The 26,916-nt window shown below is 63.7% G+C and carries 27 protein-coding genes; 15 read left to right on the forward strand and 12 right to left on the reverse strand.

What is annotated here, in order from left to right:
- Window positions 1-204: 204 nt before the first annotated feature.
- On the reverse strand, window positions 205-738 hold the full coding sequence (locus FJ434_RS21115) for a tetratricopeptide repeat protein (RefSeq protein WP_140712380.1): 534 nt from the start codon (window positions 736-738) through the stop codon (window positions 205-207).
- 150 nt (window positions 739-888) lie between these two features.
- Here FJ434_RS21115 and FJ434_RS21120 point away from each other — a divergent pair, with 150 nt between their 5' ends.
- From FJ434_RS21120 to FJ434_RS21130, 3 genes are all read left to right on the forward strand, one after another.
- Window positions 889-1,314 carry a DUF3775 domain-containing protein gene (locus FJ434_RS21120; RefSeq protein WP_140505015.1) on the forward strand — a complete coding sequence of 142 codons (426 nt, stop codon included), beginning with the start codon at window positions 889-891 and terminating at the stop codon, window positions 1,312-1,314.
- A 347-nt stretch (window positions 1,315-1,661) separates the two neighbouring features.
- Window positions 1,662-2,582, forward strand: coding sequence for an extensin family protein (locus FJ434_RS21125; RefSeq protein ID WP_246678360.1), 921 nt, complete (start codon window positions 1,662-1,664; stop codon window positions 2,580-2,582).
- A gap of 105 nt (window positions 2,583-2,687) precedes the next feature.
- A complete protein-coding gene (locus FJ434_RS21130; protein WP_140505013.1) occupies window positions 2,688-3,494 on the forward strand; it encodes an extensin family protein in 807 nt (268 codons plus the stop codon).
- 7 nt (window positions 3,495-3,501) lie between these two features.
- On the opposite strand, the gene FJ434_RS21135 is transcribed toward FJ434_RS21130, so the two are convergent.
- Window positions 3,502-4,212, reverse strand: coding sequence for a gamma-glutamylcyclotransferase (locus FJ434_RS21135; protein ID WP_140751183.1), 711 nt, complete (start codon window positions 4,210-4,212; stop codon window positions 3,502-3,504).
- 234 nt (window positions 4,213-4,446) lie between these two features.
- Between FJ434_RS21135 and FJ434_RS21140 the strand changes: the two genes are divergently transcribed.
- Window positions 4,447-4,722 (forward strand): LysR substrate-binding domain-containing protein, encoded by a 276-nt coding sequence (locus FJ434_RS21140; protein WP_246678359.1) that lies wholly within the window; start codon window positions 4,447-4,449, stop codon window positions 4,720-4,722.
- Between the two features lie 80 nt (window positions 4,723-4,802).
- On the forward strand, window positions 4,803-6,113 hold the full coding sequence (locus FJ434_RS21145; protein WP_140751149.1) for a hemolysin family protein: 1,311 nt from the start codon (window positions 4,803-4,805) through the stop codon (window positions 6,111-6,113).
- A gap of 22 nt (window positions 6,114-6,135) precedes the next feature.
- On the opposite strand, the gene FJ434_RS21150 is transcribed toward FJ434_RS21145, so the two are convergent.
- The 4 genes from FJ434_RS21150 to FJ434_RS21165 all read right to left on the reverse strand — a co-directional run bounded on the left by FJ434_RS21150 (window position 6,136) and on the right by FJ434_RS21165 (window position 11,968).
- On the reverse strand, window positions 6,136-7,455 hold the full coding sequence (locus tag FJ434_RS21150) for an HlyD family type I secretion periplasmic adaptor subunit (RefSeq protein WP_140751147.1): 1,320 nt from the start codon (window positions 7,453-7,455) through the stop codon (window positions 6,136-6,138).
- A 1-nt stretch (window position 7,456) separates the two neighbouring features.
- Window positions 7,457-9,193 carry a type I secretion system permease/ATPase gene (locus FJ434_RS21155; RefSeq protein ID WP_140751145.1) on the reverse strand — a complete coding sequence of 579 codons (1,737 nt, stop codon included), beginning with the start codon at window positions 9,191-9,193 and terminating at the stop codon, window positions 7,457-7,459.
- Window positions 9,194-9,228: 35 nt separating this feature from the next.
- Complete coding sequence (locus tag FJ434_RS21160) at window positions 9,229-10,710, reverse strand: family 16 glycosylhydrolase (protein WP_140751143.1); 1,482 nt, start codon at window positions 10,708-10,710, stop codon at window positions 9,229-9,231.
- A gap of 331 nt (window positions 10,711-11,041) precedes the next feature.
- Window positions 11,042-11,968, reverse strand: a complete 927-nt coding sequence (locus FJ434_RS21165; RefSeq protein ID WP_140505005.1) for a DMT family transporter — start codon at window positions 11,966-11,968, stop codon at window positions 11,042-11,044.
- Window positions 11,969-12,187: 219 nt separating this feature from the next.
- Here FJ434_RS21165 and FJ434_RS21170 point away from each other — a divergent pair, with 219 nt between their 5' ends.
- Window positions 12,188-12,592: a YciI family protein gene (locus tag FJ434_RS21170; RefSeq protein ID WP_027143300.1), complete on the forward strand. Its 405-nt coding sequence runs from the start codon at window positions 12,188-12,190 to the stop codon at window positions 12,590-12,592.
- Window positions 12,589-13,848: an RNA polymerase sigma factor gene (locus FJ434_RS21175; protein WP_140751141.1), complete on the forward strand. Its 1,260-nt coding sequence runs from the start codon at window positions 12,589-12,591 to the stop codon at window positions 13,846-13,848. The genes FJ434_RS21170 and FJ434_RS21175 overlap by 4 nt, the downstream gene beginning before the upstream one ends.
- 230 nt (window positions 13,849-14,078) lie before the next feature.
- Here FJ434_RS21175 and FJ434_RS21180 read toward each other — a convergent pair whose 3' ends face one another.
- On the reverse strand, window positions 14,079-14,684 hold the full coding sequence (locus FJ434_RS21180; RefSeq protein ID WP_140712396.1) for an NADPH-dependent FMN reductase: 606 nt from the start codon (window positions 14,682-14,684) through the stop codon (window positions 14,079-14,081).
- A 90-nt stretch (window positions 14,685-14,774) separates the two neighbouring features.
- Between FJ434_RS21180 and FJ434_RS21185 the strand changes: the two genes are divergently transcribed.
- Window positions 14,775-15,143, forward strand: coding sequence for a helix-turn-helix domain-containing protein (locus tag FJ434_RS21185; protein WP_140751139.1), 369 nt, complete (start codon window positions 14,775-14,777; stop codon window positions 15,141-15,143).
- Window positions 15,144-15,299: 156 nt separating this feature from the next.
- Here the strand turns inward: FJ434_RS21185 and FJ434_RS21190 are convergent, their stop codons facing one another.
- From FJ434_RS21190 to FJ434_RS21200, 3 genes are all read right to left on the reverse strand, one after another.
- Window positions 15,300-15,503, reverse strand: coding sequence for a hypothetical protein (locus FJ434_RS21190; protein ID WP_140751137.1), 204 nt, complete (start codon window positions 15,501-15,503; stop codon window positions 15,300-15,302).
- Window positions 15,504-15,612: 109 nt separating this feature from the next.
- Window positions 15,613-16,008 carry an acyl-CoA thioesterase gene (locus FJ434_RS21195; protein ID WP_027143305.1) on the reverse strand — a complete coding sequence of 132 codons (396 nt, stop codon included), beginning with the start codon at window positions 16,006-16,008 and terminating at the stop codon, window positions 15,613-15,615.
- Window positions 16,009-16,212: 204 nt separating this feature from the next.
- Window positions 16,213-17,154: a phosphoribosylaminoimidazolesuccinocarboxamide synthase gene (locus FJ434_RS21200; protein WP_140751135.1), complete on the reverse strand. Its 942-nt coding sequence runs from the start codon at window positions 17,152-17,154 to the stop codon at window positions 16,213-16,215.
- A gap of 204 nt (window positions 17,155-17,358) precedes the next feature.
- Between FJ434_RS21200 and FJ434_RS21205 the strand changes: the two genes are divergently transcribed.
- The 3 genes from FJ434_RS21205 to FJ434_RS21215 are packed head-to-tail and all read left to right on the forward strand — an operon-like array spanning window position 17,359 to window position 21,100.
- Entirely contained in the window at window positions 17,359-18,975 is a 1,617-nt protein-coding gene (locus FJ434_RS21205; protein ID WP_140751133.1) for a GMC family oxidoreductase N-terminal domain-containing protein, read from the forward strand.
- Window positions 18,972-20,186 carry a mandelate racemase/muconate lactonizing enzyme family protein gene (locus FJ434_RS21210; protein WP_140751130.1) on the forward strand — a complete coding sequence of 405 codons (1,215 nt, stop codon included), beginning with the start codon at window positions 18,972-18,974 and terminating at the stop codon, window positions 20,184-20,186. The genes FJ434_RS21205 and FJ434_RS21210 overlap by 4 nt, the downstream gene beginning before the upstream one ends.
- Window positions 20,183-21,100 carry an NAD(P)-dependent oxidoreductase gene (locus tag FJ434_RS21215; RefSeq protein WP_140751127.1) on the forward strand — a complete coding sequence of 306 codons (918 nt, stop codon included), beginning with the start codon at window positions 20,183-20,185 and terminating at the stop codon, window positions 21,098-21,100. Before FJ434_RS21210 ends, FJ434_RS21215 begins: the two co-directional genes overlap by 4 nt.
- A gap of 227 nt (window positions 21,101-21,327) precedes the next feature.
- On the opposite strand, the gene FJ434_RS21220 is transcribed toward FJ434_RS21215, so the two are convergent.
- On the reverse strand, window positions 21,328-22,266 hold the full coding sequence (locus FJ434_RS21220) for a diacylglycerol kinase family protein (protein WP_140504993.1): 939 nt from the start codon (window positions 22,264-22,266) through the stop codon (window positions 21,328-21,330).
- A gap of 765 nt (window positions 22,267-23,031) precedes the next feature.
- On the opposite strand from FJ434_RS21220, the gene FJ434_RS21225 reads away from it, so the two are divergent.
- From FJ434_RS21225 to FJ434_RS21240, 4 genes are all read left to right on the forward strand, one after another.
- Complete coding sequence (locus tag FJ434_RS21225) at window positions 23,032-23,466, forward strand: hypothetical protein (RefSeq protein WP_027143311.1); 435 nt, start codon at window positions 23,032-23,034, stop codon at window positions 23,464-23,466.
- 6 nt (window positions 23,467-23,472) lie between these two features.
- Window positions 23,473-24,597: a hypothetical protein gene (locus tag FJ434_RS21230; RefSeq protein ID WP_140751124.1), complete on the forward strand. Its 1,125-nt coding sequence runs from the start codon at window positions 23,473-23,475 to the stop codon at window positions 24,595-24,597.
- 15 nt (window positions 24,598-24,612) lie between these two features.
- Window positions 24,613-25,611 carry an alpha/beta hydrolase gene (locus FJ434_RS21235; RefSeq protein WP_140751122.1) on the forward strand — a complete coding sequence of 333 codons (999 nt, stop codon included), beginning with the start codon at window positions 24,613-24,615 and terminating at the stop codon, window positions 25,609-25,611.
- 135 nt (window positions 25,612-25,746) lie between these two features.
- Complete coding sequence (locus FJ434_RS21240) at window positions 25,747-26,268, forward strand: hypothetical protein (protein WP_140751120.1); 522 nt, start codon at window positions 25,747-25,749, stop codon at window positions 26,266-26,268.
- Window positions 26,269-26,275: 7 nt separating this feature from the next.
- Here the strand turns inward: FJ434_RS21240 and FJ434_RS21245 are convergent, their stop codons facing one another.
- Window positions 26,276-26,902 (reverse strand): hypothetical protein, encoded by a 627-nt coding sequence (locus FJ434_RS21245; protein WP_140751118.1) that lies wholly within the window; start codon window positions 26,900-26,902, stop codon window positions 26,276-26,278.
- Window positions 26,903-26,916: the final 14 nt, after the last annotated feature.

The raw sequence follows: 26,916 nt of genomic DNA on the forward strand, positions 1-26,916 counted from the left end.
TAAAAAGAAAACGGTCCGGCAGCCTCGGGCTAACGGAACCGTTTCACCGCAATTTCCCTGAATATAGCAATCTTTGCGGGCTTTTCACGCTCAAAAATCGGTTTTGCAAAAATCATCCCTTCTTTTGTCAGCGAAGGTGGCTGTGGGATGGAGAACAAAAACGGCCGCGATTGCTCGCGGCCGTTTCGAGACCATGAAACCCGATCAGCTTCTCATGAAATGCTCGATCTGCTCGGCCAGCATGCCGTATTCGCGCGAACCCTTGCCGGTGCGCTTTTCGATCTCCGTCAGCTGCTGCTGGGCGCCGGCTAGATCACCGATCTGCAGATGCGCCTCGCCGAGATATTCGCGCACCAGCGTGTAATTCGGGTCGATGCGCAGCGCTTCCTCGTAATAGCCGAGGCCGACAGTGACGCGGCCGGAATGGCGGTGCGAGTAGCCGAGATAGTTGAGGATGCGCGGATCCTGCTTGTTGGCGGCGAGGCTGAGCACGGCGATCGCCTCGTCATAGCGGCCCGCCATCGCCAGGTCATGTCCGGCATAGTAGATGCTGTCGTCGTCCAGCTTGCCTTCCTGGGGTGCGACGCATTTGTTCTTCTTCTTGTCCCAGACCATACCCTTCTTGCATTGGGTGGTCGTATTGGTGTCGCCACCACTGCCTGCCGCAAACACCGGAACGGCAAGGAACTGCACGGCGACAAGCGCGGCGGCTGCCTGGATCAGCATTCTTTTATGCATGGAAAACCTCCTGAGGGTGTGACAATGCAACACTAACGCCAAGCGATCCGCGTTTCATCCCGGAAAAAGCCCGTCTGGAGAACATGAGGTGACGGATGCCGCAAATCCGGTATCATCGCCCTCGAATGAGACGATCCACGGAGAGGGCCCGTGCAGCGGCGGCTTGACAAAGACTGGGATCTCACGATCGGCCCCGATACCGTGCGGCTGTTCATTCTCAAGGCCAAGGCGCTGAGCGCGGCCGTCAACGAGGACTATGCCGGCGGCGCCGAACACGAGGTCGAGTTCGACGGCGATAGGCATGACAACCACCACCATGACGGCCTTGCCGAGGAAAGCTCGGAAAACCTCACCGAGGAAGAGCTGCGCGAGCTGATCAACGACCTCAATATCGACGAGGCCGCCGAGCTGATCGCGCTGGCCTGGGTCGGCCGCGGCGACTACGACGCCTCGGAATGGGCCGAGGCGGTTGCGGCGGCGCGAGAGCGGGCCAACAAGCGCACGGCGAAATACCTGCTCGGCATGCCGCTGCTCGCCGACTTGCTGGAAGAGGGACTGGAAGCGATCGGCGCGTAACGCGGAGGTAACCGATTGTGATCGGGTCGAAGCGCCTGTCCAGGCAACTTCAGCCGACCGGCGCCGTTTCGTGGGTGATGGCAAAGCTGAGCTCTTCCAGTAGATCCAGGATGATTGCATCGGCGATGGCCGTCACGGCTCTGCTGGTCATGCCGGCCGAGGCCAAACACCGTCACAAACATCACAGGGCGCTAAGCCCGCGCGTGGAGCAGCCGCTGACACAGCGGGCCGATCAGCCGCTGAGCCCGCGAGGCAAGCGGCAGTCGAGAGCGCGGGCCAGGCAGCACCCGGCGCCAAATCCAGCGCCGCGGAAAACGCAGGATATCCAGCCATCCGCCGATGTTCCGGTGCCCGAGCCACGTCCTGCGGACACTCCAAAGACGCAAGACCGGAACGCTGGAGGTCCAAAGAACGGCGGAGCGCCCGATCTGCTCAAGAACCCCGATCTGCTCAAGGACCCCGATCTGCTCAAGGACCCCGATCTGCTCAAGGACGAAGAGGCCCATCGGAAAAGCCAGACACCGCCCGAACCACCAGCCGAAACGGAAAGCGAGCCGGAGCCGCCAGCCGTGGTGCCAATACCGACGCCAAAGCCGGGCACCACGACGCCCGAGCCTCAGCCGCCGGCCGTCGCCCCTCAGCCGACGCCAAAGCCGGCCGATGCGGCCGACGAGGAGAAGATGCTGCCCGATCCACGCTCGGCCGATCTTCCCGCCGACAAGATGCCGGCGGAGGAAGTCGCCTGCCGCGAGCGCCTGAAGACGCTCGGCGTCGAATTCGAGGAGCACAAAGCCGAGAGCAACCCCGAAATCGGCTGCTCGATCCCTTACCCGATCGTGCTGAAGACGCTCGGCAAGTCGATTGCGATTGCCCCCGGCACCGAACTCAACTGCCCGATGGCCGAGGCAGCGGCGCGTTTTGCCGCCGACGTCATCCAGCCGGCGGCGAAAGCCGAGTTCGGCGCCGACCTGAAATCGATCGGCCAGGCATCGGCCTTCATCTGCCGGCCGCGCAACGGCACGCGCAAACTGTCGGAACATGCTTTCGGCAACGCGCTCGACATTGCCAGCTTTACGCTTTCCGACGGCAAGACGATCGAGGTTGGCCCGGCACCGCCCGAGAAGGACGGCAAGTTCCTCGACGCAGTGCGCAAGGCCGCCTGCGGCCCGTTCAAGACCGTACTCGGCCCCGGCGCCGACGCCGACCACGCGCTGCATTTTCATTTCGATCTGGAGCCGCGCCGGCATGGCGGTACGTTTTGCCAGTGAGCGGAACCTCCGCCGCAATTCAGCCGTAGGCATGAACACGGGCGCTGAGTTTTCCTTTACCCTTGATCGTTAAAATGCCGGATATCCAGAATAGGATTTCCGCCAATGGCCGGCACATTTCGCGCCGTTTTCCTCGCCGCCGCACGCCAATTGAAACCCGCTGCGTTGCTGGCCGCCAGCCTTGCACTTGCCGCGGTTTCGGCCTGCAACACCGGCAGCGTGCTGTCGTTGCAGCCTGCCGTCGATGTCGGCTCGCAGACCGCGGCCGTGCCGCAATATACGGGCATGCAGAAGCTTGTTCCGTCCAATCCCTATATGACGCAGGCCGCCTATCCACGCATGGATGAGCCGATGTCGCCGGTCGAGCAGATTCCAGCCAGCGAAGCCGATTGCCGCCAGCAGCTGAAGCGCCTCGATGTCGCCTATACCGATCTGGCGCCGATCCACGAGGGCCAGTGCGGCATCGACTATCCGGTCAAGGTCTCGGCCATCGGCGGCATCCAGATGAAACCCGCGGCGACGCTGACCTGCGACATGGCCGCCACCTTCGCCGCCTGGACGAAGAACGAACTCGTTCCCTCCGCCCGCTGGCGCTACTTCTCCGGCGTCAGGACCATCCACCAGGGCTCCAGCTATTCCTGCCGCAACATTGCCGGTGAAGGCGTGCTGTCGGAGCACGGCAAGGGCAACGCACTCGACGTCATGAGCATCGAACTCAACAATGGCGACGACATCGACGTGCGCAAGCCCGGGCTGTTCGCCTTCCGCACCCGGGGCTTCCTCAACAATGTGCGCGCCGACGGCTGCCAGTATTTCACCACTGTGCTCGGCCCCGGCTACAATTACGATCACCGCAACCATTTCCACTTCGACATCAAGAACCGCAAGAACGGTTATCGCGCCTGCCGGTAGGAAAAGATCATGCGTCACCGGTGGACGCGATAATTTGCCGAGCCACGAGATCCTGGATGCGCCAGAGATTCTTATCGCGAATACCGCTTTCTTCCAGCTTGCTGACGGTCCGGAACAGATACTGCGCCGACGACCCCCAGTGTCCGGCGGCTCGCGCCAGCGTGTCCGCAACCTGCTCCAACGGCAACCCTCCGGCATAGGCCTTGCCACCCGGCGCGGCGACGAAAGCCAGAGCGCGTAGCGGACCCTGCTTGGTCTTGACCTTGATCCAGCAAGGTACGTTGGTTGGTGGGTTGGCATCGATTTCCCGGCGCATCAGCTGACCGAGCTGCCCGAAATGATCTTCATCGGGCAGCCGGTAGACGATCCCGTTGCAGCTGCCGCCGCGGTCCAGCGCAAGCATCAGGGCAGGCAATTCGCGCGTCCCCCGCCAACGCGTCAGCTTCAGGCAGAACGAACGGTGCCATCCAGGCGCCGTCGCCGGGCGCTGCTCGACAGGAACGAATTCGGGATTCCAGATCAACGAACCATAGGCGAAGACCCACAGCATTTCGGGCCGATATTCGGCAAGCAGTCGAGCGACCAACTCATCGAACTCCGCGTTGGTGTGCTCGGCCGTTCCAGGCTCAGGCCCGGGATCCAGTTCGACGCGCTCGACCCGGGCGACAAGATCCGCGGTCAACGCCATCGTTCTCAGGCCCGTCGGCTTCCGCTTCATTCCCGCCCCCACGAAAAATGATGGCTGACGATAAACCGTCTGCTCATCCCTGGCCATTGATTTCCAGGGACTGTCAGGCAACTGATACCGCTCGGATCGAGCAGGAAGCTTCACCGGCGCCGGAGAGCGGCTGCGTGTAACGAAATCGGCGGTCGGCAAATCGGTCGCGCACCTAAGCCCGACAAGTGAAGCGTCGCCCACGCCTGGAGCATCAGGCAGGCCGATGGCCATGTCGTGAAGTTCACGCCGCGGGCAAGGCTGGTGCTCGACAATGGCGAGTCGATGCTCGGCGCGGTCCTTGCCGGTTGCGGCATCACCTTCCTGCCGACCTGGCTGGTGGCAGACAGCCTCAGGAGCGGCACGCTCGAAATGGTGCTTGTGGACACGCTGGTCGAAAACATTTCCGTCCATGCCATCTGGCCGGTGACACGGGCCTTGACGCCCAAGGTGCGGGTCGTCGTCGACGCGCTGGTCGCGCATTTCTCATCGCCACCCTGGGACGCCGTCTGATCGCCCTGCATCCGCCGTCATCTTTCTAAAATGGTCGCCGACTATTTTCGAAAGCCGTGCGGCAATGCTATTGAGCCCTCATGCTATACGTTGAAATCGCCACCGTGGTCGTCCTCATCTGCGTGAACGGCCTTCTGTCGATGTCCGAACTCGCCATCGTCTCGTCGCGGCCGGCTCGCCTGAAGGCGATGATCGACCGCAACGTCAAAGGCGCCGGCCGCGCTTTGGCGCTTGGTTCCAATCCGGGCAAATTCCTGTCCTCCGTGCAGATCGGCATCACGCTGGTCGGCGTGCTATCGGGCGCCTTTTCCGGGGCCACGCTTGGCCAGAGGCTGGCGCAATATCTGGCTTCGACAGGCATCCGCGAGAACATCGCCGATCCGCTCGGCGTCGGCATCGTCGTGGCCATCATCACCTATGCCTCGCTGATCATCGGCGAACTGGTGCCCAAGCAGATTGCGTTGCGCGATCCCGAGCGGGTCGCGGCCCGCGCGGCCCCGGCAATGACCATCCTTGCCTCCGTCTCGGCCCCTCTGGTCTTCCTGCTCGATATTTCGGGCCGTTCCGTGCTCTGGCTGCTCGGCCATCACGGCGAAAGCGAGGAAAAGGTCACCGACGAGGAGATCAAGATGCTGGTCGCCGAGGCCGAGCATCACGGCACCATCGAATCCGACGAGCGGCGCATGATCGCCGGCGTCATGCGGCTTGGCGACCGCGCCGTGCGCGCCGTCATGTCGCCGCGCACCGATGTCGACTGGATCAACCTGCAGTCCGACGAAGCCACGATCCGCAAGCTTCTGATGGACACCCAGCATTCGCGCCTGCCCGCGGGCGACGGCGGGGTCGACGCCATGATCGGCGTCATCCAGACACGCGACGTGCTGGCCGCACTGCTCGGCGGCCGCGCGCTCGACCCGCGCAAATATGTGCGCGCGGCACCCATCGTGCACGACCAGGCCGATGCGCTGGACGTGCTGCAGAAGCTGAAGGAGAGCGACGTGCCGATGGCGCTGGTGCATGACGAATACGGTCACTTCGAAGGCATTGTCACCCCCGCCGACATTCTGGAAGCCATCACCGGCGTCTTCCGCTCGGACCTCGAGGCCGGCGAGGAAGAAAACGCCGTCCAGCGCGATGACGGCTCATGGCTACTCGCCGGCTACATGCAGGCCGACGAGATGGCCGAGGTGCTGGGCATCGACCTGCCGGAGAACCGCGATTACGAGACTGTCGCCGGCTATGTGCTGTCGCACATGCACCATCTGCCGGCGACCGGCGAATGCGTCGACGCGCAGGGCTGGCGCTTCGAGGTGGTCGACCTCGACGGCCGCCGCATCGACAAGCTGATCGCCACCCGCATGCCCAGCGGCCACCGCGAGATGGCACGCTGACCGTTCAAATGTCCAAGGGGATCTACTGCTCCGCGAAAGCGCGCGCGAATGAATCGAGCATCGGCCGCGCGAGATACTCGAAAAAAGTCCGATCGCCGGTGCTGATGAACGCCTCGACCGGCGTCCCGGGATAAAGTTGATCGCGCCTCACGCCGGGCGGCAGGTCGGCGGCAATCGTCAGTTTGGCGCGGAAATAGGGTTCACGCGTGGTCTGCTCGATGAGCCGATCCGCCGAAATCTGCGTCACGGTGGCTGAAACCTCTGGCGTGAACCGCAAGTTCAACGCGGACAATCGCAGTTTCGCCGGCTGGCCGACACGGACCTGATCGATGTCCTTCGGCCGCAGCTTCGCATCGACGACCAGGCCCGACGCAGTGGGCAGGATCTCCATGATCTTTTCGCCCGGGGCAATCACGCTGCCCTTGGAATTGTAGGTCGACGACACCACGATGCCCGCTACCGGCGCCTTGATCGTCGTGCGCCGCAGCACCGCCTCCGCCGCCCTGATCTGTTCGTCGACATCGGCCAGATTGAAGCGAACGTCGTCCAGTTTCGTCAGCGCCTCCTCGACGCGTTGCGTGGTCAGGCGCTCGGTCTGCTCCTGGCCTTCGACGATCTGGGTGTTGGCCGTCGCGAGATTGGCCTCCAGCGCTCCGGCTTGCCCAACGAGATCGGCTTCGCTGCGCAAAAGCTGGGAGTATTCGGTACGATTGGTGAGGCCCCTGTCCAGCAAGCCGGTCTTGATGCCGAGTTCTTTCTTTACGACTTCGGCTTGTTGCTGGACGGCCTGTTTCTGGGCCTGTAACCCCACCACCGACTGCCGGTGCATGGCGACCCGTTGTGCCAGGATCGATTTTTCCGACCGGAACCGGGCGAGCCTGGCGTCGAATTCCTTTTGCTGTTCTCGAATCAGGATCTCGAAATCGGGCTGGAAAGGTGCCGGCGCCGCTTCGGTGATTGGCGCCAGCCTGTCCAACCCGTCGCGTTCCGCCTCCAGCCGCGCCGCACTCGCCCTGAGCGCGATCGCCTGTCTTGTCAGCCGGTTGAGTTCGGCCTGCGCGGCCGTTGGGTCCAGCACGATCAGATCCTGGGCCAGTTGCACGCGATCGCCTTCATGGACCAGCAACGCCTGGACGATACCGCCCTCGCGATGCTGGATCTGGATGTTTCCGCCGGTTGCCGAGATCGTGCCTTGCGTGATCACCGCTCCCGACAAGGGGGCGCTGACGGCCCAGTAGCCGAAGCCGCCCGCCAGCAGCGCTATGGCGGCATAGCCGGTAAGGGCCACGCGTCTTATGTCGGTGCGGGGCTGACTGTCCCGGGCGAGGCTCCGTGTCGTCATCTCAGGATCCGAAACTGCCACCCGCGCGGATCGTCGGGGCGAACGACCCGGTCACCACCGTGCTCTGCTGGACCGCCTTGCCGGTGACCGACCGCCGCAGCACCTCGCCGCTTGGACCGAAGGCTTCGATCATGCCGCCGCGCAAAAGCATCACGCGGTCGCAAGCAGCGGCGATCGAAGGCTGATGGGTGATCGCGACGACCGTGACGCCCGCCGTCCGCGCGGCCGAAAGCACCGCCTCGAGCGCGGCCTCACCGTTACCGTCGAGATGGGAGCTGGGCTCGTCGAGCACCAGGAACCGCGGATTGCCGTAGAAGGCGCGCGCCAGCCCTATTCGCTGGCGCTCGCCGCCCGACAGCGCCCTGTCCGACGGGCCGATCATGGTCTGGTAGCCATCGCGCTGCGCCAAGATCAACTCATGCACCTGGGCGCGCTTTGCCGCCTCGACGATCGCTCCGTCGTCCGCCTCCGGGTCAAAGCGGGCGACGTTTTGCGCGATCGATCCTGGAAAGAGCTCGACCTCCTGCGAGAGGTAGCCGATATGCTTTCCGAGCTGGCTTTCGTCCCAGGTCCCGAGGTCGGCGCCGTCGATCCTGATTGAGCCGCCGGTCGGTTGGGCGGCACCCACGAGCAACCGCGCCAGCGTCGATTTGCCGGCGCCGCTCGGACCGACGATGGCCAACGCTTCGCCGGCGCCGATCGCAAAGGTCAGCCGCTTGAGGAGGGGCTCCGTGCCGGGTCGGGCATTCGGCGCCATGAAGAAAACGTCCTGCGCGGAAATCGCGCCTGCCGGATCGGGCAGGATCAGTTTTCGCGACCCGGCCGGACGTGCCGCAAGCGCCTTTTCCAGCCGTGCCCACGCCCGCCGGGCGTCGGCGATCTGCCGCCAGGCGCCGATCAGCTGGTCGAGCGGCTGCAGCGCGCGCGACGACACCAGCGAAGAGGCGAAGATCATGCCGGCCGTCATCTGCCCCTGAAGCACCAACCATGCGCCGGCGCCGAGGATCGCCAGTTGCAGCATCATGCGCAACGCCCGCGAGGCGCCGCTGAAGATCGCATTGGCGCTCGAGGAACGGTCATGGAAGGTGAGCGCCGCCCCTACGTGCCGGCCCCAGACCCGCGCGGCGTTCTCCACCATACCCATGGCGCGCAGCGTTTCCGCATTGCGGGCAAAGGCCTGTTCCGCCTGGCTGGCCAAGGCCGAACGCTCCGTGGACAAGGCATCGTTCCTGCCGATGGCAAGCTGGTTGGCCACGACCAGGAAAAGCAGAAGCACCGCGCCGGCGACCGTCACCCAGAACAGCACCGGATGGATGAGATAGAGCAAGGCGAGGAAGACAGGGGCGAAGGGCAGGTCGAACAACACCGCCACGCCGCGCGACCTGATGAAGGCGCAGACCGAGGCGAGGTCGCGCAGCGGCGACAGGCCGCCGGCATATCTTGCGCCGAGCGAAACGGCGAAGGTACTCGCACCCAGCTTGCGGTCGACGGTCGCCGCGACGCGCTGCGTGTAAACGGCGCGGATCGCGTCCAACAGCCCGAGGAAGACGAGCGCGAGAACCGCGATGGCCGAAAGATAGACAAGCGTCTCGACGCTGGAGGACGGCAGCACGCGATCATAGACCTGCAGCAGATAGAGCGGGATCACCAACAGCAGGATGTTGATCAGCAGCGAGAAGACGCCGACATCGGCGATGGCGCGCATGAAGACCGGCCGCAGGCCGGAGGGTCCAGTCATTTCCGCATTTCCCGCCGCTGCATGATCCCGAGACCTTACACGTGGCCCCCGAATTCGGAACCGCCGTGCTGCGTGCCGCTGGCGATGCTGTGCGTGGCGGTGCTGCTGGTGAGGTGCAGAGCGCTCGCCGGCGCGTTGTCCAGCGTATAGGCGCGGATGTAGTCGATCTTCATCTCGGCAGGCGTCGCCAGATGATCGGGAGGCGCGCCGGCAATGCCGCCGACCGCGAGATCGGCCAGCATGTACATTGGCTTGTGCATATCGGATGGCGTCGCCGTTTCCGCGACCTGGACACCGTCATAGGTCCAGACGAGCTTGTCCGGCGTCCACAGCACACCATAGGTGTGGAAGCCGGCGGTATCCATGGTATTCACCGTCAATGTCACCTTGGTGTGCGTTCCCGTTTCATTCGAGTGCGCCGTCATGATCAACGAGTTCGGGTCCTGTCCGCGCGTTTCGATCACATCCAGTTCCGGCGGCCACGAGCCGTCTGCCGGCAGCAGCCAGAAGGCCGGCCAGGCGCCGGCGTTCTCGGGCAGGTCGGCGCGTATTTCGAAATAGCCATAGGTCTGCGAGAAAGTGCTGTGTGTGTTGAGGATGCCTGACGTGTATTCGTAATTATTGATCAGCGGCTTGATGTCGGCCGGCGCCTGCGCGGCGGTGATGGTCAGCACGCCGTTGTTCACGCTGAACGGGTGGACGGAGCTCGTCGGCCCGTAATTGGCGTCGATGTACCATTGCAGCTCGCCATTGCTGGTCAATGTGCTGCCGTTCGGCGCCCCCCATGAGAAATTGGTATCCCATGTGCCACCCTGGGCATTGTGAAGATTGAGCGTGTTGAAATCGTCGCTGAAGGACAGCTTCATTCCGGACATGTCGATCGGTAACTGGAACTGGTTGGAATTCAGCTTGTCGACGGTCGTATCCTTGAACTCGAGGATCTCGCCGGATCCGAGGTTCAACAGCACGTTCGATCCCGCCTGGACCATGTTCGAGTGGATGGCGTCGAAAGACGTGAAGCCATAGCCATTGAGGCGGACGGTGTCGCTGGCGGCAAAATTGGCGATCAGGTCGCTTCCGTTGCCTTTCGAGATGATGAAGGTGTCGTAGCCGCCGCCGCCGTCGATCAGAACGTCATTTCCCCGGCCGCCGTCCAGCGTCTGGTGCCCGGCCGTGGCGGTGATGATGTTGTCCAACCCATTTCCGAAGGCGTAGTTATTGGGGTTTGTGACGATGAGGTTCTCGACATTGTCGGGGAGCTTGTAGCTCATCCATGTGCTGATCGTGTCGATGCCTGCCCCGGCGGCCTCGGCCACCTTGTTGCCCGCCCCATAGAGGTAATAGATGTCATCGCCCGTACCACCGTGCATCGTGACGTTGGCACCGCCTGCTCCCCAGAAGGAATCGTTTCCGGCGCTGCCATACATGTCCGGCCCGGCCCCTGTCGCTGAGTACCAGTGGTTGGACGTGCCGCTATAGGGAAGAGGAACACCCACGGCGTTGACGAAGAAGCTCATCGAATAAATCCTCCTCGCGGTGCCAGCCCAGCTCGAACCGTTCGATACGAACTTCGGATGGCCGCATTGGATCAATGCTGAAAGGAACGATATCGTTCCCGGGAATCATTACACAATTGACCATAACATCGATCTTTCGGAAGACATATACTTATTATCCGTGAAGAGAGCGCCGGTTAACCGCAGCTATTTAGTAAAATTGTGTATAAACCAGAAATTGCAAAGGATCTACTTAGATGAAGGATCTACTTGGATGAAGGGTATCCACCCGGCCCATCGCTGCCTCCCTTCTCGCCGCCAGATCCTGCGGTGGGGCGGGAAGCTTACGCCCTCAGACAGCGGCTTCAATCGGCTCGGCAAGCCTGGGATTTGAACGTGCCGCGATCAGGCAACTGGCCACGATGAGGCCCGCTCCCGCCAGCGTGGTCCAGGTCACCGCCTCATCGAAGAAGAGGAAGCCAAGCGCGATCGCCCAGATGAAGGCGGAGTATTCCGTCGGGATCAGATACTGCGCTTCCGCCCGCGCATAGGCCCAGCTCATCAGGAATTGGCCGGCGAGCGACAGTGCCGTCACTCCGGCCAGCGGAAGCCAGAGCTCGCGCGGCAGGGCAATGGCGAGCCAGGGTGCGGCGAGACCGAGGATGACCGCCACGCAAAGGTTCTGGAACAGCATGATCTCGATCGGTTTGGCCAACAGCGCCTGCTGCCGCGCAAGGATCAAATTGTAGGCATAGAACACCGTCGACACCAGCACCGCCGCCGTGCCGAGCAAGGCATCCCTGGCATGGCTTGTCTGCCCGAACTGGCCGACGACGATGATTGCGACGCCCGCAATGCCGGCCAGTGAGGCCCAGATCGCCTGACGCTGGATTCGTTCGCCCAGCAGCAGCGCGGCCAGCAGCAGGGCGAACAGCGGCGCTACGAAACTGAGCCCGATCGCCTCCGCCAGCGGCAGTCTGGCGAGCCCCCAGAAGAAGGACAGCAAGACAAAGCCGACGACCGCGGCACGCAATGCGTGCAGCCTGAGCACGGAAGGCGTGGGCAGCGTGCGCGGCCCCGCCGACCAGCCGGCGCCCGCAACCACGGTCGCGAGCATGCTGCGCCACAGCACCGTGTTGTAGACGCCGACGGCGATGACCAGGACCTTCATGGCCGCGTCCATCCCGGACAGAAGGAAGATGCCGAGCGCGCAGACAAGCACCGGGACCATGGGAGAAACGGCGCCTGCCAGGCTGGATGACTTCACGAGGCCCCTCATGTGATGGATCGCAGCCGGATATATCAGGGCCGACCGGCGGGGCCAGATGGCAACCCCGCCGATATGGCGGTCCAACCAAGCCGGCTTGTGGCCTGACTGGGGACCCGAACCACTGCGGACCTGAACTGCTGGCGACCTGAACTTTCTTGCCGCGCGTGTCGATTTCGCCATTGCCCGTTCGTCATATGATTGAAACCAACCCAACCCAGGAGAAAGACCATGCGGTTTATGATGCTGATGATCCCCGGCGGCTACGCGGACGCCGCGCCCGATGTCATGCCCGGCGCCGAGGCGGTGGAAGGGATGATGAAATACAATCACGAGCTGAAGAAAGCCGGCGTGTTGCTGGCGCTCGACGGCCTGCATCCGCCATCCTCCGGGGCGCGGGTCAGCTTCAAAGGCGGCAAGCCTGTGGTCGTCGACGGCCCCTTCGCCGAGGTCAAGGAAGTTCTGGGCGGCTATTGGGTGATCGATGTACGCTCGCGCGACGAGGCCATTGAATGGGCCCGCCGCTGCCCCGCCGGGGAGAGTGACGTGATCGAAATCCGCCAGGTCTTTGAAATGAGCGAATTTCCCGAGGACGTCCAGAAGGTGGCGGACCGCCTCGGCAGGCTGAAGGATTGACCCCCAACGCAACCATCGAAGCCGTCTGGCGGATCGAGCAGCCGAAGCTCACCGCCAGATTGGCACGCACTCTCAGGGATGTCGGGCTGGCCGAGGAAATCGCGCAGGACGCCTTCCTGCTGGCGCTGGAGCGCTGGCCTCGCGACGGCATTCCGCGCAATCCGGCCGCCTGGTTGACGCAGGTCGCCAGGAACCGTGCGCTCGACCGACTGCGCCGCACCACCATGATCGACGGCAAACATCGCGAACTTGCCGTAGACCTCAGCGAGCTGGAGCGCGAGATTCCCGACATCGAGGGGGCCCTCGATGAGGATATCGACGACGACCTTTTGCGGTTGATCTTCACCGCTTGTCATCCCGTCTTGCCAACCGAGCAGCGCGCCGCATTGGCCTTGCGGCTGCTGGGGGGACTGTCGACGCCGGAGATCGCCCGCGCCTTCCTGGTGCCCGAAGCCACCGCCGCCCAGCGCATCGTGCGCGCCAAGCGAACCCTTCGCGATGCCGTCATCCCCTTCGAGACGCCGCGTGCGCAAGAGCGGCGCGAACGCCTCGGTGCTGTGCTGGAGGTGGTTTATCTCATCTTCAACGAGGGCTATGTGGCCACCGCCGGACCGGACTGGCTGCGCGCCGGCCTGTGCGGCGAAGCGCTGCGCCTCGGCCGCTCGCTGGCGGCACTGATGCCGGATCAGCCCGAGGTGCAGGGGCTGGTATCGCTGATGGAGTTCAACGCCTCCCGCTTCGCGGCCCGCACCGGCGGGGCGGGCGACCCGATCCTGCTGCTCGACCAGGATCGCGGCCGATGGGATTGGTCGCTCATCCGGCGCGCCCTCGACGGCCTGAACCGCGCCATGGCCCTGACATCAGCGCCCGGCCCCTATCTGCTGCAGGCGATGATCGCGGCCTGCCATGCCCGCGCGGTGACTGCCGCCGACACCGACTGGATCGCGATATCGGCCTACTATCAGGCGCTTGCGCTCACGGCCCCCTCGCCCATCGTTGAAATCAATCGCGCCGTGGCGGTCGGCATGGCGTTCGGCCCCGCACAAGGCCTTGCCATCGTCGAGATGCTGAAGGACGAGCCGCGCCTGAAAGACTCGCATCTTCTGCCCACGGTGCGCGGCGATCTCCTGCAGAAACTCGGCCATCAGGCGGAAGCCAGCGCCGCGTTCCGCCACGCCGCCCAATTGACCCGCAATGACAGGGAACGCGCCCTGCTGCTCGCCCGCGCCACGGGGGCAGCCGATTGCGACCTTTAGCTGTCCGTTCGCCGCCAGTTGAAACCCGCCCGGGCAGGCTGGCCCTCAGCACGTCCGGTGACAGTTCACCTCCTATGCTCCGCCGCAACGCCAAGAGGTTTGGTTGGTGCGGCGCGGCGTTTCCAGCAGTTTCAGGCCAAGCCGCAACTTCTTTGCAAGAAACCCGCCAACAAAAAAGGGCGGCGCAAGCACCGCCCCGTAGCCTTGGGAGGACAATCCGATCCGGCGGATCAGGCCGCTTGCGCTTCCCCGGCGATAGCATCGGCGGCACGAGCGGCCTTCAGCACCTTGGCCCACCAGGCGACGTCATTGACCAGCGCGGCGGCGGCCTGGTTCAGGTGCTCGAGATCTTCGAGCTTCTTCTCGCCCTGGCGGACGGCAAGGAAATCGCCCCATGCAATATGGACGGCGGACTTGACCGGCGCCATCTGCAATTCGACGGCGTGGAGACGAAGCTGTTCGACAGCGCGCGAGCCACCGACACTGCCATAGCCGACAAAGCCGGCCGGCTTCTTGTTCCACTCGTTGGCGGCGTAGTCGATGGCGTTCTTCAGCACGGCCGTCGGGCCGTGATTGTACTCGGCGGCAGTGAAGATGAAGCCGTCGAATCCGGCGACCTTCTTCTGCCAGCGCTGTGCGACTTCGTTCTGCGACGGCGCCCAGGCGGAAGACGCGACCTCATCGAAGAAGGGCAGCGGAAAATCGCGCAGGTCGACGATTTCGACATCGATATCGGCATGTGCCTTGGCGATCTTGGCGATCCACTGCGTCGGCACGTCGGCGAAGCGGGCGGCGCGCGTCGAACCGATGACAATGGCGATTTTGGGCTTGGACATAAGGGGCTCTCCTTGCGGGAATTTTTGGTATCGTTTGGATACCGGCGATATATGTGATACTGACAAACCGGCGCGCAAGGAGGCACGTTTTTGTTACTGAGGCACCCGCATAATACCGAGGACTGCCGGGCCGTGTCGGAGATCCTGCAGCGCGTCGGCGACAAATGGACCGTGCTCGTGGTCGGCAAGCTTGGCCGCGGACCGCTGCGTTTCAACGAGTTGCGCGCGGCCGTAGGCGGCATCTCGCAGAAGATGCTGACCACCACCTTGCGCGGCCTGGAGCGCGACGGCTTCGTCACCCGCAAGGTGTTTCCGACCATCCCGCCACGCGTCGACTACGAGCTGACCGAGCTTGGCCACGAGCTGCTGGTCCCGGTCGGCGCGCTCGGCGAATGGGCCCGCAAGAACACCCAACGCGTTCAGTCGGCGCGCGCCAGATTCGACGAGATGCAAGCCTGAAACCCTTGCGCGGCAAGGAGGCCGGAGTTTCGCACTGAGCGGCGGTTCGTGTTTTAAGGCGAAGTCATGGTTCCCTGAACGAGAAGTCCTGGTTCGCCCATGGCGCTCAAGGTGTGCTCACGCGCGTGGCGGTGACCACATTCCAAAGGCAGCCGGTCAGGCTCTTCGCGCCATGGCCCCGCAAGGCGTCGAACTGCAGATCGTGCACATCGCTGTCCGCTCCTTCACACCAGCCGTGTCACGCAGACAGGCGGTGTGCCCAAGGTCCTGTTTGACTTCGGCATAAGCGGTTATGCCGAGCAGGCAGGCGAGCGCGGCGAGAGCCGCCGCAAGCCAGCCGTTCAATAGGTGTTGACGCATTGTCTTCCTCCGACGCCCGCACAATTGGGCGTGGAGGCAACGGCAGGATGTCGCTGAGCGCATCGCTCCGCTCGGCGATGCTACAAATGTCCGGATTGGCGGTATCGAATCAGCTTTCGGCTGGAACGGCCTTCGGCTTGCCCTCGCCGTCCAGCGCCACCATGATGAAATCGGCGTGCGTGACTTTTTCCATCAGGTCGGAGAGATAGCGCTGCGCCCAGGCCTCGACCTTGAGCGTCATCGAGGTGCGGCCGACGCGTTCGACATGGGTGTAGATGCACAGCGTGTCGCCGATCTTCATCGGCTTGGCGAAGGACATCTCCTTGACCGCCGCCGTCACCACGCGACCCCTGGCGCGCTCGGCGGCGCGGATGCCGCAGGCAAGGTCCATCTGCGCCATCACCCAGCCGCCGAAAATGTCGCCCGCGGCATTGGCGTCCGAAGGCATGGCCAACGTGCGCAGCGTCAGGTCTCCGATCGGCCGTCCGTCCGCGTACTGCACCATGGGCAGAATCCTTAAGCAGTGATGGTCATCGATCCCGTATCGCCGCTACAGGAATAGGTCAACGCGCGGCGGCTGCTGTTTCCTCGCCCCCAAGGCCATCGGCTAACCTGGCATTCGCCCGATTGTGCCTGATTTTCAGCGGCTTCGGGTATCAGAGGGTTTCTCCCAATCGCCGAGGAACGCGGTTCCCCGAGATCGCACCTCTCAAAAATAACGTGCAAGGCTAGCGCGGATACGGTCGAGAACCGTATCCCCGGAGGTGTCGGGAACGAATGCCTTGCCGGTGATCGCCTCGAAAGCCTGGGCATACACCTTGGAGGCCTGTTCGATGATCTCGTCCGGAATCCTCGGGATCGGGTCCTTGTAGGGATCGCAGCGCGCCGTCACCCACGAGCGAATGAAATCCTTGTCGAAGCTCTCCGGTCGCGTGCCATCAGCCAGCGCCTGTTCGTAGCTCCTGGCGATCCAGTAGCGGCTGCTGTCGGGCGTGTGGATTTCGTCGGCGAGAATGATCGTCCCGTCCTTGTCGGTACCGAATTCGTATTTTGTGTCGGCAAGGATCAGGCCGCGCTCTGCGGCGCGCGCCTGGCCGCGGGCGAACAGCTTCAGGGCGTAACTCGAAACTGTGTCCCACTGCTCCTGCGTAAGAAGACCCTGCTCGATGATCTCGGCCCTGGACAGCGGCTCGTCATGGCCCCCATCCGCGGCCTTGCTGGTCGGCGTGATGATCGGCTCGGCCAGCTTCTCATTGTCGCGCAGGCCGTCCGGCAGGCGCATCCCGTACATCTTCCGTTCGCCGCGCCGGTGGCGGGTCAGGATCGAGGTGCTGGTGGTCCCGGCCAGATAGCCGCGCACGACGATCTCGACCGGCAGGATGTCGAGCCTTGTGCCGACGACGACGTTCGGGTCGGGATATTCCAGCACATGGTTCGGACAGATATCGGCCGTTTCCTCGAACCAGTACCGCGCCGTCTGCGTCAAGATCTCTCCCTTGAACGGGATCGAGGTCAGGATGATGTCGAAGGCGCTGAGACGGTCGGTGGCGATGATGATGCGCCTGCCGTCGGCAAGGTCGTAATTCTCGCGGACCTTGCCTTTGTAATAGCCCGGCAGTTCGGGAATGAAAGCATCCGACAGGACACGCATGGGTTCTCCTGCCTTGCGCAGAGTGGCCGATGCCCTCGCATAGTCCGTCAACCCCATACATATCAAGCGTGATTGTCGGTATTCCCGGCAACCCGGCTGGATATACCAGTCGCTTTTTTCACAACCGATGCCGGAAGGCCCGGCGACTTGGCGGACCCGCCGCGCCTAGGTTGGTGTCACATTCAGGAGCCACCGACGTCCACCATGCAGACCTACGATTTCATCATTGTCGGCTCCGGCTCGGCCGGCTCGGTCCTGGCCGACAAACTGTCGGCCTCGGGGCGCTTCTCGGTCCTGGTGCTGGAGGCCGGCGGCAGTGACCGGCGCTTTTACGTGCAGATGCCGCTCGGCTACGGCAAGACCTTCTTCGATCCCACCGTCAACTGGAACTACAAGACCGAGCCGGATCCCGGCCTCGGCGGCAATGTCGATCACTGGCCGCGCGGAAAGCTGCTTGGCGGCTCGAGTTCGATCAACGCCATGGTCTGGATCCGCGGCGCGCGCGAGGATTTCGACGACTGGCGCGCCGCCGGCAATCCCGGCTGGGGCTATGACGATCTGTTGCCGGCCTTCAAGGCGCTCGAGGACAACGAGGCCGGCGCCGACCGATGGCGCGGCACCGGCGGCCCGCTGCACATCAGCGATACAGCCAGCGCCGTCCACCCGTTGACCAAACGCTATCTCGCCGCCGGCCAGCAGGCCGGACTGCCGTTCAATCCCGACTTCAACGGCGCCGCCCAGGAAGGCGTCGGCATCTACCAGATCTCGACCAAAAACGGCCGTCGCATGTCGGCCGCCCGCGCCTTCCTGCGCCCGGCGATAAAGCGCGCCAATGTCCGCGTGGAGACCAATGCGCTGGCAAGCCGCATCCTGTTCGAAGGCAGGCGCGCCGTCGGCGTCGAATATCTGCGGAACGGCCAGACCAAGACGGCCCACGCCGGCCGTGAAATCATCCTGTCCGCCGGCTCGATCAACTCGCCACAGCTGATGCAGCTCTCCGGCATCGGCCCGGCGGCGCTGCTCAAAGGGTTGGGCATCCCGGTCGTTCATGCCAACGAGAATGTCGGCGCCAATCTGCAGGATCATGTCGGCATCAACTACACCTTCAAGGGCAAGCTGCCGACGCTCAATCAGATCCTGCGCCCCTGGTGGGGCAAGCTTTTGGTCGGCATGCAGTACATCCTGACCCGCTCCGGCCCGCTGTCGCTGTCGATGAACCATGGCGGTGGCTTCTTCCGCACCGACCCGGCGTTTTCCCGGCCCAACATGCAGCTCTATTTCCAGGCCTTCTCGACGCTCATCCCGAAGAACGGCGAGCGGCCGATCCTGACGCCGGATCCGTGGCCGGGCTTCTCCATCGGCCTGTCCAACTGCCGTCCGTCGAGCCGCGGCGAGATCATGATCCGCTCCAGCAATCCGCTGGATTATCCCAAAATCGTCGCCAACGCCTACTCGACCAACGCCGATGTCGACGAAATGTTGGCGGCGGTGAAATTCGTGCGCAAGATCGCCTCGATGCCCGCCATGGCCGAGATCATCGCCGAAGAGGTGTTGCCCGGTCCGTCGATCCAGTCCGACGCCGACCTGATTACCGATTTCAGGAAGCGCTCCGGCACGGTCTATCACCCGGTTTCGACCTGCCGCATGGGCCCCGACCCCTCGCGATCCGTGGTCGATCCGCGCCTCAAGGTGCACGGGCTCGAAGGCTTGCGCGTCATCGACGCCTCGATCTTTCCCGACAACATCACCGGCAACACCAACGCTGCCTCGGTCATGACCGGGTGGAAGGGCGCCGAACTGGTTCTGGAGGACCACACATGAAGATCACCGATGTCAAGACCTGGGTTGTCGGCAACCCGCCGCCCGGCATCGGCGGCAAGTATTTCATCTTCGTCAAGCTGACCACCGATGGCGGCGTGGTCGGCTATGGCGAAGCCTACAACGCCACCTTCTCCGCCCACATCACGGCGAAGATGATCGAGGACATGGCCGAGCGCTATCTCGTCGGCCGCGACCCGCACGACATCGAGAATTTCTTCCGCCGCGCCTATTCCTCCGGCTTCACCCAGCGCCCCGACGTTTCCGGCATGGGCTGTTTTTCCGCACTCGAAATGGCCTGCTGGGATATTATCGGCAAGGAGGCCAACAAGCCGGTCTATAAGCTGCTCGGCGGCCAGGTGCACGAGACGCTGCGCTCCTACACCTACCTCTACCCGCACACCGGCAGCGTGCATTCCGAGGACGCGCCGGACGGCAGGAACGTCTACAACGATCCGGAGATGGCCGCGGCCTGCGCGCTCGAATATGTCGAGCAGGGGTTCAACGCGGTCAAGCTCGACCCGGCCGGCCCCTACACCGCCTTCGACGGCCACCAGCCGCGCCTCATCGACATCGATGTCTCAACCCGCATGATCAAGGCGATCCGCGAGGCGGTAGGCACCCGCGCCGACATATTGTTCGGCACGCACGGCCAGTTCACCGCATCGGGCGCGCTGCGCTTGGCGCGCGCCATCGAACCCTATGATCCCTTGTGGTTCGAGGAGCCGGTGCCGCCTGACATGCCCGAAGTGATGGCGCAGGTGGCGCGTGCGACTTCGATTCCGATCGCCACCGGTGAGCGGCTGACGACGAAATCCGAATTCGCCCGAGTCATCGAGAACCGCGCCGCCACCATCCTGCAGCCGGATCTCGGCCGCTCCGGCGGCATTCTGGAGACCAAGAAGATCGCCGCCATGGCCGAGGCTTATCACATCCAGGTCGCGCCGCATTGCTATTGCGGGCCGATCGTCGGTGCCGCCAACATCCAGCTCGCGGTGACGCTGCCGAATTTCCTCATCCTGGAATCGCTGAAACAGTGGGACGGTTTCCACGCCACGCTCTTGAAGAAGAAGATCGAATGGCAGGACGGCAATGTCATCCCATCGAAGGAGCCTGGGCTCGGCGTCGAGCTCAACGAGGCGGTCTGCGATGCCCATCCCTATACCGGCAAGGACCTGCATCTGCAGATGATGCAGACACCGTTGATGCCGTGAGCGAAAGCTACGCCTTCATCGGCCTTGGCCATCTCGGCGGCAACCTTGCCGCCAGTCTGATCCGCAACGGCTTTGTCGTCACCGTTGTCGACCGCGATCCCACCGCCGTCGAGCGCCTCGTCGCGCTCGGCGCCACGGCCGCCAACAGCCCGGCCGAGGCCGCTGCCCGCGTCGGCAATGCCATCACGTGCCTGTCCTCGCCGAAAGTCAGCGAGGCGGTGCTGGCTGGTCCGGGCGGGTTGCTGGAAGGTCTGCCCAAGGGCGGCACCTGGATCGAGATGTCGACCAACGGTCGTGACGAGATTTTACGGCTTGCCACCCTCGCCTCGGCCCAAGGCGTCGAGACGCTGGAATGCCCGGTCACCGGCGGCGTGCATCTGGCGGCGGTCGGCAAAATCACCGCGCTGGTCGGCGGCGACGCCATCCTCTACGAGCGCCACTGCCCGGCCATCGAAGCCATGTGCGCGAAGTCGTTCCTGATGGGCCCGATCGGCTCGGCGGCGGTGATCAAGGTCATCACCAACATGCTGGCCTTCATCCATCTGGTCGCCGCCGGCGAGGCGCTGATGCTGGCCAAGCAGGGAGGGCTCGATCTCGCGCAGAGCTACCACGCCATCGTGGCCTCCTCCGGCAACAGCTTCGTGCACGAGACCGAAAGCCAGTTGGTGCTGAACGGCTCCTATGACATCGGCTTCACCATGGACCTGGCATTGAAGGACCTTGGCTTCGCGCTCGCCATGGGCAGGGATTTCGGCGTTCCGCTGGAGCTCGCATCGCGGGTCGACGCAATCTTTCAGCAGGGCAAGGCTGCCTATGGCGGCGACGCCTGGTCGACCCAGATCGTCAAGCTGCTGGAAGACGCGGTCGGAACCGATCTTCGTGCGCCCGGTTTTCCGGCCAAGCTGGAGATTTGAGCAACATGAGCCAGCAAAATGAAATCAATGCGTTGGGCAAGAATCTAGAATCATAGCCGCAACAACTTGAATCAGAGCTGCAACATCTCGACTGGTTTCCCGAGCGAGAGTTTCGATCGGATTGCATACCACGGCGATTGGCGAAAACACCCTCCACGCGGTACATCAAGGCGTTGCAACGGTGCTGTTCCGCCGCGGGCGCTCTACCCCTCCGGCAACGCCTCGCTTCAATATCTCAGCATCAACGCCCCGGGCAGGATCTCGAAGGTCGCCGGTATGCGCCCCGGCGACTCGCCGTCGATGTCGACCAGCGCGCCGTTCTTTTCCACATCGCCGAGCGGTTCGACCACCACCTTCCTGCCGCGCAGGATGGTGATGGCGGGATGGTTGCGATGCCTGCCGCCATAGAGCAGCCTGATATCCCAGATCAGCTTCAGCTTGCCGGCCGCGCGCAGGATGACGATGTCGAACTGCCCGTCGGTCAGCTCCGCATCGGGCGCGATCATCATGCCGCCGCCGAAGAATTTGCCGTTGGCCACCGCCACCAGCGCCATCCGCGCCTCGACCGGCGTGGCGTCGTCGACGGTGATCCGTACGTCCTGGAAGCGATAGCGGATGAACTCGACCACCGTGCGCCACAGGAACAGCGCCTTGGCCGACATCCTGCCCTTGCGTTTGTCGGCATTGACGGCGCGGTCGGTGGCGCCCGACAGGCCGAGGCTGGCGATGTTGATGAAGTGCCGGCTGGCCAGCGCGCCATGATCGTCGACATAGCAGATGCGGCCGGCATCGACCGCCCTTGCCTTGGCGTCGGCGATCCGTTTCAGCGTTGCGTCGATCTCCTTCGGCAGGCCGAGGCCGCGCGCGAAATCGATGCCGGCGCCGCACGGCAGCAGGCCGAGTTCGGCTGTCCTGCCGCCCTCCTCGCGGGCCTGCAGCAGGCCGTCGGCCACTTCGCTGGCCGTGCCGTCGCCGCCGGCCGCGATCACCAGGTCGAAGCCGTTTGCCGCGAGATCGAGCGCCAGCCGTTCGGCGTCGCCCTCGGCCTGCGTCTCGCGCAGTTCGAAATCGCCGAAGTGCTTTTTCAGCGCGGCGGCGACATCGGGCCAATGCCGTTTCAGCCGGCCGCCACCGGCAATCGGATTGAGCACCACCCCGACCTTCACTACGCGTCCTCCCCCGGAAGGCGCCGGACATGCCGCGCCCGATCCTTTGCCGGCCCCGATCTTAGCCGGCCCCGATCTTAGCCGGCCCCGATCTTAGCCGGCATTGAAACCCGCGCCTGTCGGCAGAGCAAGGGGGCACCGTCGGTTCGTTCGCCGAAAAGCGGGGCAGGCTGTCTAAGGCCTTCGCGCCTGAATTTCCCTAGCTTCTGGCATCGGTCCCCGATAATCCCGCTATCCACAGGGGCGCGGCCATTCCCCAAACCCCTTACCCGGCGTAAGTTCAACCCATCTCAGGCGGCTACCGATCATCAAGCCGAAAGGCGAAGTGAAAGGCGGATTTCCTGAGGCCCGTACGGCCCGAAGCGAGAGCAGGCTTGCCTGTTCGAGGGACGGAAGCCGAGACCTACGGGGCCGCGGAAAGCGTGCCAACGCCGACGGCGGACCGATGCTGCCATGAAGGACGGCAAAAACCTTCGATGGCACGCAGGGCAAAGCCCGCAAGGGCCAAGACCGGCGTGGTCTGGAACGGACGTCGCCCTCGGGCGGCTTCTGGCAGGACCGTCAAAATCAAGGCCGGCATGGCGCGACGACTTTACGGAAGTTGCTGCCGCGACCGTGTCCTGATCTGACAGGGAGGCGCTGGGAGAAATCCCGGCGCCGACTGTCTTTTGGCTCTCCCACACAATTGTTGCGGTGTTTCCGGTTGGGGCTGCAACCGGAAACAAAATCAGCTAACGTTCGACGTCAATTGAAGGGGGATACTTCATGACATTGATCCAGAAGCTTGCCGTCGCCTATGCATTCCTGTTCTTCGCGGTCGTGGCCATCGGCTACATTCCGGCCTTCAACGATGCCGACGGCAATCTGTTCGGCCTGTTCTCGCTGCAATGGTATGACGACCTGCTGCATGCCTTTTCCGGCGTCTGGGCGCTGGCCGCCGCTTTCATCTCGCACCGCCAGGCGGTGTTCTATTTCAAGCTGTTCGGCTCGGTCTATCTGTTCGACGGCGTGCTCGGGCTGATTACCGGCTCCGGCTGCCTCGATGCCGGCATCTTCATCAACGGCTTCCGCTCCCTCAACGACATTGAATTCCCCACCCGCTTCTTCGCCAACCTGCCGCACATCGTCATCGGCGGCATCGCCGTCTATATCGGCTTCTGGCTGTCGAAGCGCATCTACGACCACTTCGCCACGGCCTGACCGGCCATGGCCCGCTTGATAAAGCGCATCATCAAGGCGATCCTCTGGCTGATCGTCATCGTTATCCTGATCCCGATCGCTGGGCTCGCCTATGGCTTCCTGACGACGCCGTCGCTCGACAGGACGCCGCTGCCCGGCATTGCCGACGGCGCGCCACCCAAGGCGCTGGCCGACAAGGTGCGCGCCGAGATCCCCGGCTACCAGCGGCCGGAGGAATCGACCTTCCTCACCTATCCGGAATGGGCGATCGTCTACGCCGCGCGCGAATACGCCGGTTTCGTCGCCAAGGACCAGCCGAGCGGCTTTCCCTATTGGTCCTATGTCGGCCGCTTCTGGCAGGATTACGCGACGGTGATGCGCGCCAGTTCCCCCTACAAATTCAACTATGCCAACCACCAGATGCTGATCATCATCGGCACCAGCCACTCGATCGAGCATATATTGCAGTGGGCCTACGAAAACACGGTCGGCCGCATCACCGAGGCGGCATCGGGCAAGCGCACCGCCGCCGACATCTACCAGGCCAAGGTGGCGGCGGATTATGCAGGCTTTCTCGACCAGGTGCCGTGGTACCAGTTTCCCTATGCGCAAAAGCGCGCCGGACTGTTTGCCGTGCAGCCGGCGCCTGGTGACAGTTCCATCCGCACCAGCGAACGCAAGCTCGCCTTCGGCCTCGCCGACACCATCAAGCAAGGATATGCCGACCTCATCAAGAAGGCGCTTGCCGCGACTTCCGAGCCGGCCTTCCTCGATGTCCATGTCTGGGCAAAGGGGCCGGTCGGCGAGGCCACCCGCGACGAGCCCGACACCTTGCTGGAACGGGACCTGGGCCCGGACGGCACAATCTTCGTCACCAAGCGATATCAGGTCTTCACCGACATGATCCCGCGGCTGATCGACAAGGGTGTCTCCTTTGTCGAGATCGGTGGCAATGAGGAGATCATGATCACGGTGCTGTCAACCGATTCGATCGCCGTCCCCGAAGGTATGCGCATCCTGTTCAGCTATCCGCTCCCGGCGGATCCCTCGACGCGCCGCACCGGCATGGTCGTGGCCGTGCGCAAGCTGCATCTGGTGTTGCCATCGCTGATGAAGGCCGGAGCCGGGCTCGAACACGTCTACGACTATTGAGGCGACAGTCCTGCCATGCGTCGACTGATCCGGATTGTCGGCTGGCTCGCGCTCACGCTGGTCGTGCTGGTCATTGTGGCGCTCGTCGGCTTTCGCGCCGCAGCGGCTTTTCGCGAGACCCTGTCGCCGCGGGAAGCGGCTCCGGCGGGAGCATTGTTCGCGACGGTCGACGGGCTGAAGATGCACTACCAGGTCTGGGGACCGTCGGACGGATCGCCCCTGCTTTTGTTCCACGGCACGGCATCGTGGGCCGAGACCTACCGCGATATCGCAGCGCCGCTGGGTGAACAGGGCTTCCGCGTAATCGCCGTCGACATGCCGCCCTTCGGTTATTCGGAAAGACCGGCCGACCAGGACTATTCGCGCGCCGCTCACGCCAGGCGTGTCCTTGGCTTTGCCGACGCGCTCGGCCTTCGGCATCTCAGCGTCGGCGTCCACTCTTATGGTGGTGGCGGCGTGATCGAAGCCGCCTTCTCGGCTCCGAATCGCATCGATGCGCTGATTCTGCTCGACGTGGCGATTGGCCTCGGCCAGACCGAGGCTTCGGCCCTGCCGTTCGCATCCCTCCTGAAAAGGGACTGGCCACGCCAGCTCCTGACTGCCTCGACCTTCACCAATCCGCTCATGACCCGGTTCGGCTTGCGCAAATTTATCGAGAACGACGATCTCGTCACGGCCGAGCGCATCGCCATCTACACGCGCCCGCTGAACGTCAGGGGCACCACCAATGCCGTTGGTCATTGGCTGTTCAGCGGCCTCTACAATGACGAGCGGAAATCGCTTGCCGCCAACAAGGCGAACTATCGCGCCTTCACGCCGCCGGTTCTCGTCATCTGGGGGCGAGAGGATTCGACCACGCCGCTGGCCCAGGGCGAAGAGATCGCCTCGCTGTTTCCACACGCCGAACTGACCGTCCTCGATGGTGTCAACCACATCCCGCAGGTCGAGCGCCCGCATGACGTGGTGCGGCTGATCGCCAATTTCCTCAAACGGATCTTGCCGGGCACCGGGTAGGCACGCGCCGCCACGCACATTCCACGGTCGAAGCCAAAATCCCGCCTTGTTCGCGCGCAATGGAGAATGCATGTCGCTTGGAACGCGACATGCGCCTGACTGGGCTGCCGGGGGGCATCTCGAAGGGACGAGACCGTGATCAAGACCGCCCTTGTCGCCATGACTATCGTCGGCTGCGACTGCGACGCCAAGCTGTGCGAATATATCGGCGAGACGCCGGCCAAGTGGTCGACCATCGCCGATTGCGAAGCCGCGATGAAAAGCCAGATCCTGCACGAGCGCAATTTCAACTATCCGCTGGTGTCCGGCATCTGTCGCGCGAAAGGTTCGGTGTCCTCATCGCACCTGGCCGCGATCGCGTCGGGCCCGGAACTGAAGCCCGCCAGCCGGATCGTCAGAACGGAAAGCCCGCTGCCGCCGGAACTCAGCCATCGGCCGAGCGTCCCGGTCGGATCGCCCACGACGGCCCTGGACGCGGCCGCTGCGCGCCCCGTCGCCTATGAACAGGTGGTGGATGGCGGCACCGGCGTGCTCTATCGCACGAAGAATGGCTACGCCGTGGTCAAGACCGATCTCGGCCGCGCCGTCTCGGCAACTGCCGACGCGGCAAAGCGCTCCGTGAACTGGCTGGCCGGCCTGGTGCCGGGCAAGCTGTAGGCCTCGCCTACATCTTCAGCTTCAGGCTCTGCCAGAACTTGTCGATCAGCGGCTTCTCGGTCGCCGCGTCCTCGCCCGCGACACGCGTAATGAACAACAGTCCCTGGTCGGCGAGACCGTAGCCGACGATCTCGAAATAAGCGGTGTCGGTGCGGGTCTTTACCTCGGCGGTGATGCCGGTCAATTCCTTGCCGTCCGCGAGCTTGCGCGTCGTCGGCTGCTGCGTCAGCTTGGCACCCGCCTTGACCGATTCCTTCGTCATCTCCTGCAGCATCAGCTGGTTCAGCGACACCGGGTTCATCTTGCCGTATTCCTGCACCACGACGATCGTGCCCAGCGCCGAGGCCATCAGATATTGCGTGACGTTCTCGCCGAGATCGGTCTTGGTCACCGAAATGCCGCTCGGATGGTTGAAGGAGAAACTGTCGCCGGAAAAGGTCGCGAAATCGTTCTTGTCGAGCTTCACTTCGACCTGTTTGCCGTCCGGCAACGTCACATGGGCGCTCTCGCCGGCATCGATATCAACCGCCTTGCCGTCGATCGTCAGCCTGAAGGCTTTCAGGTCTTCAGCGCCGGCCGGTCCGGGGCAAAGTGCGACGAAGGCGAGCACCGCCGCCGCTGATCCCATCCGCATGGAATTCTCCTCTG

It is taken from the genome of Mesorhizobium sp. B2-5-13 (assembly GCF_006440535.1).
GTDB lineage: Bacteria > Pseudomonadota > Alphaproteobacteria > Rhizobiales > Rhizobiaceae > Mesorhizobium > Mesorhizobium salmacidum.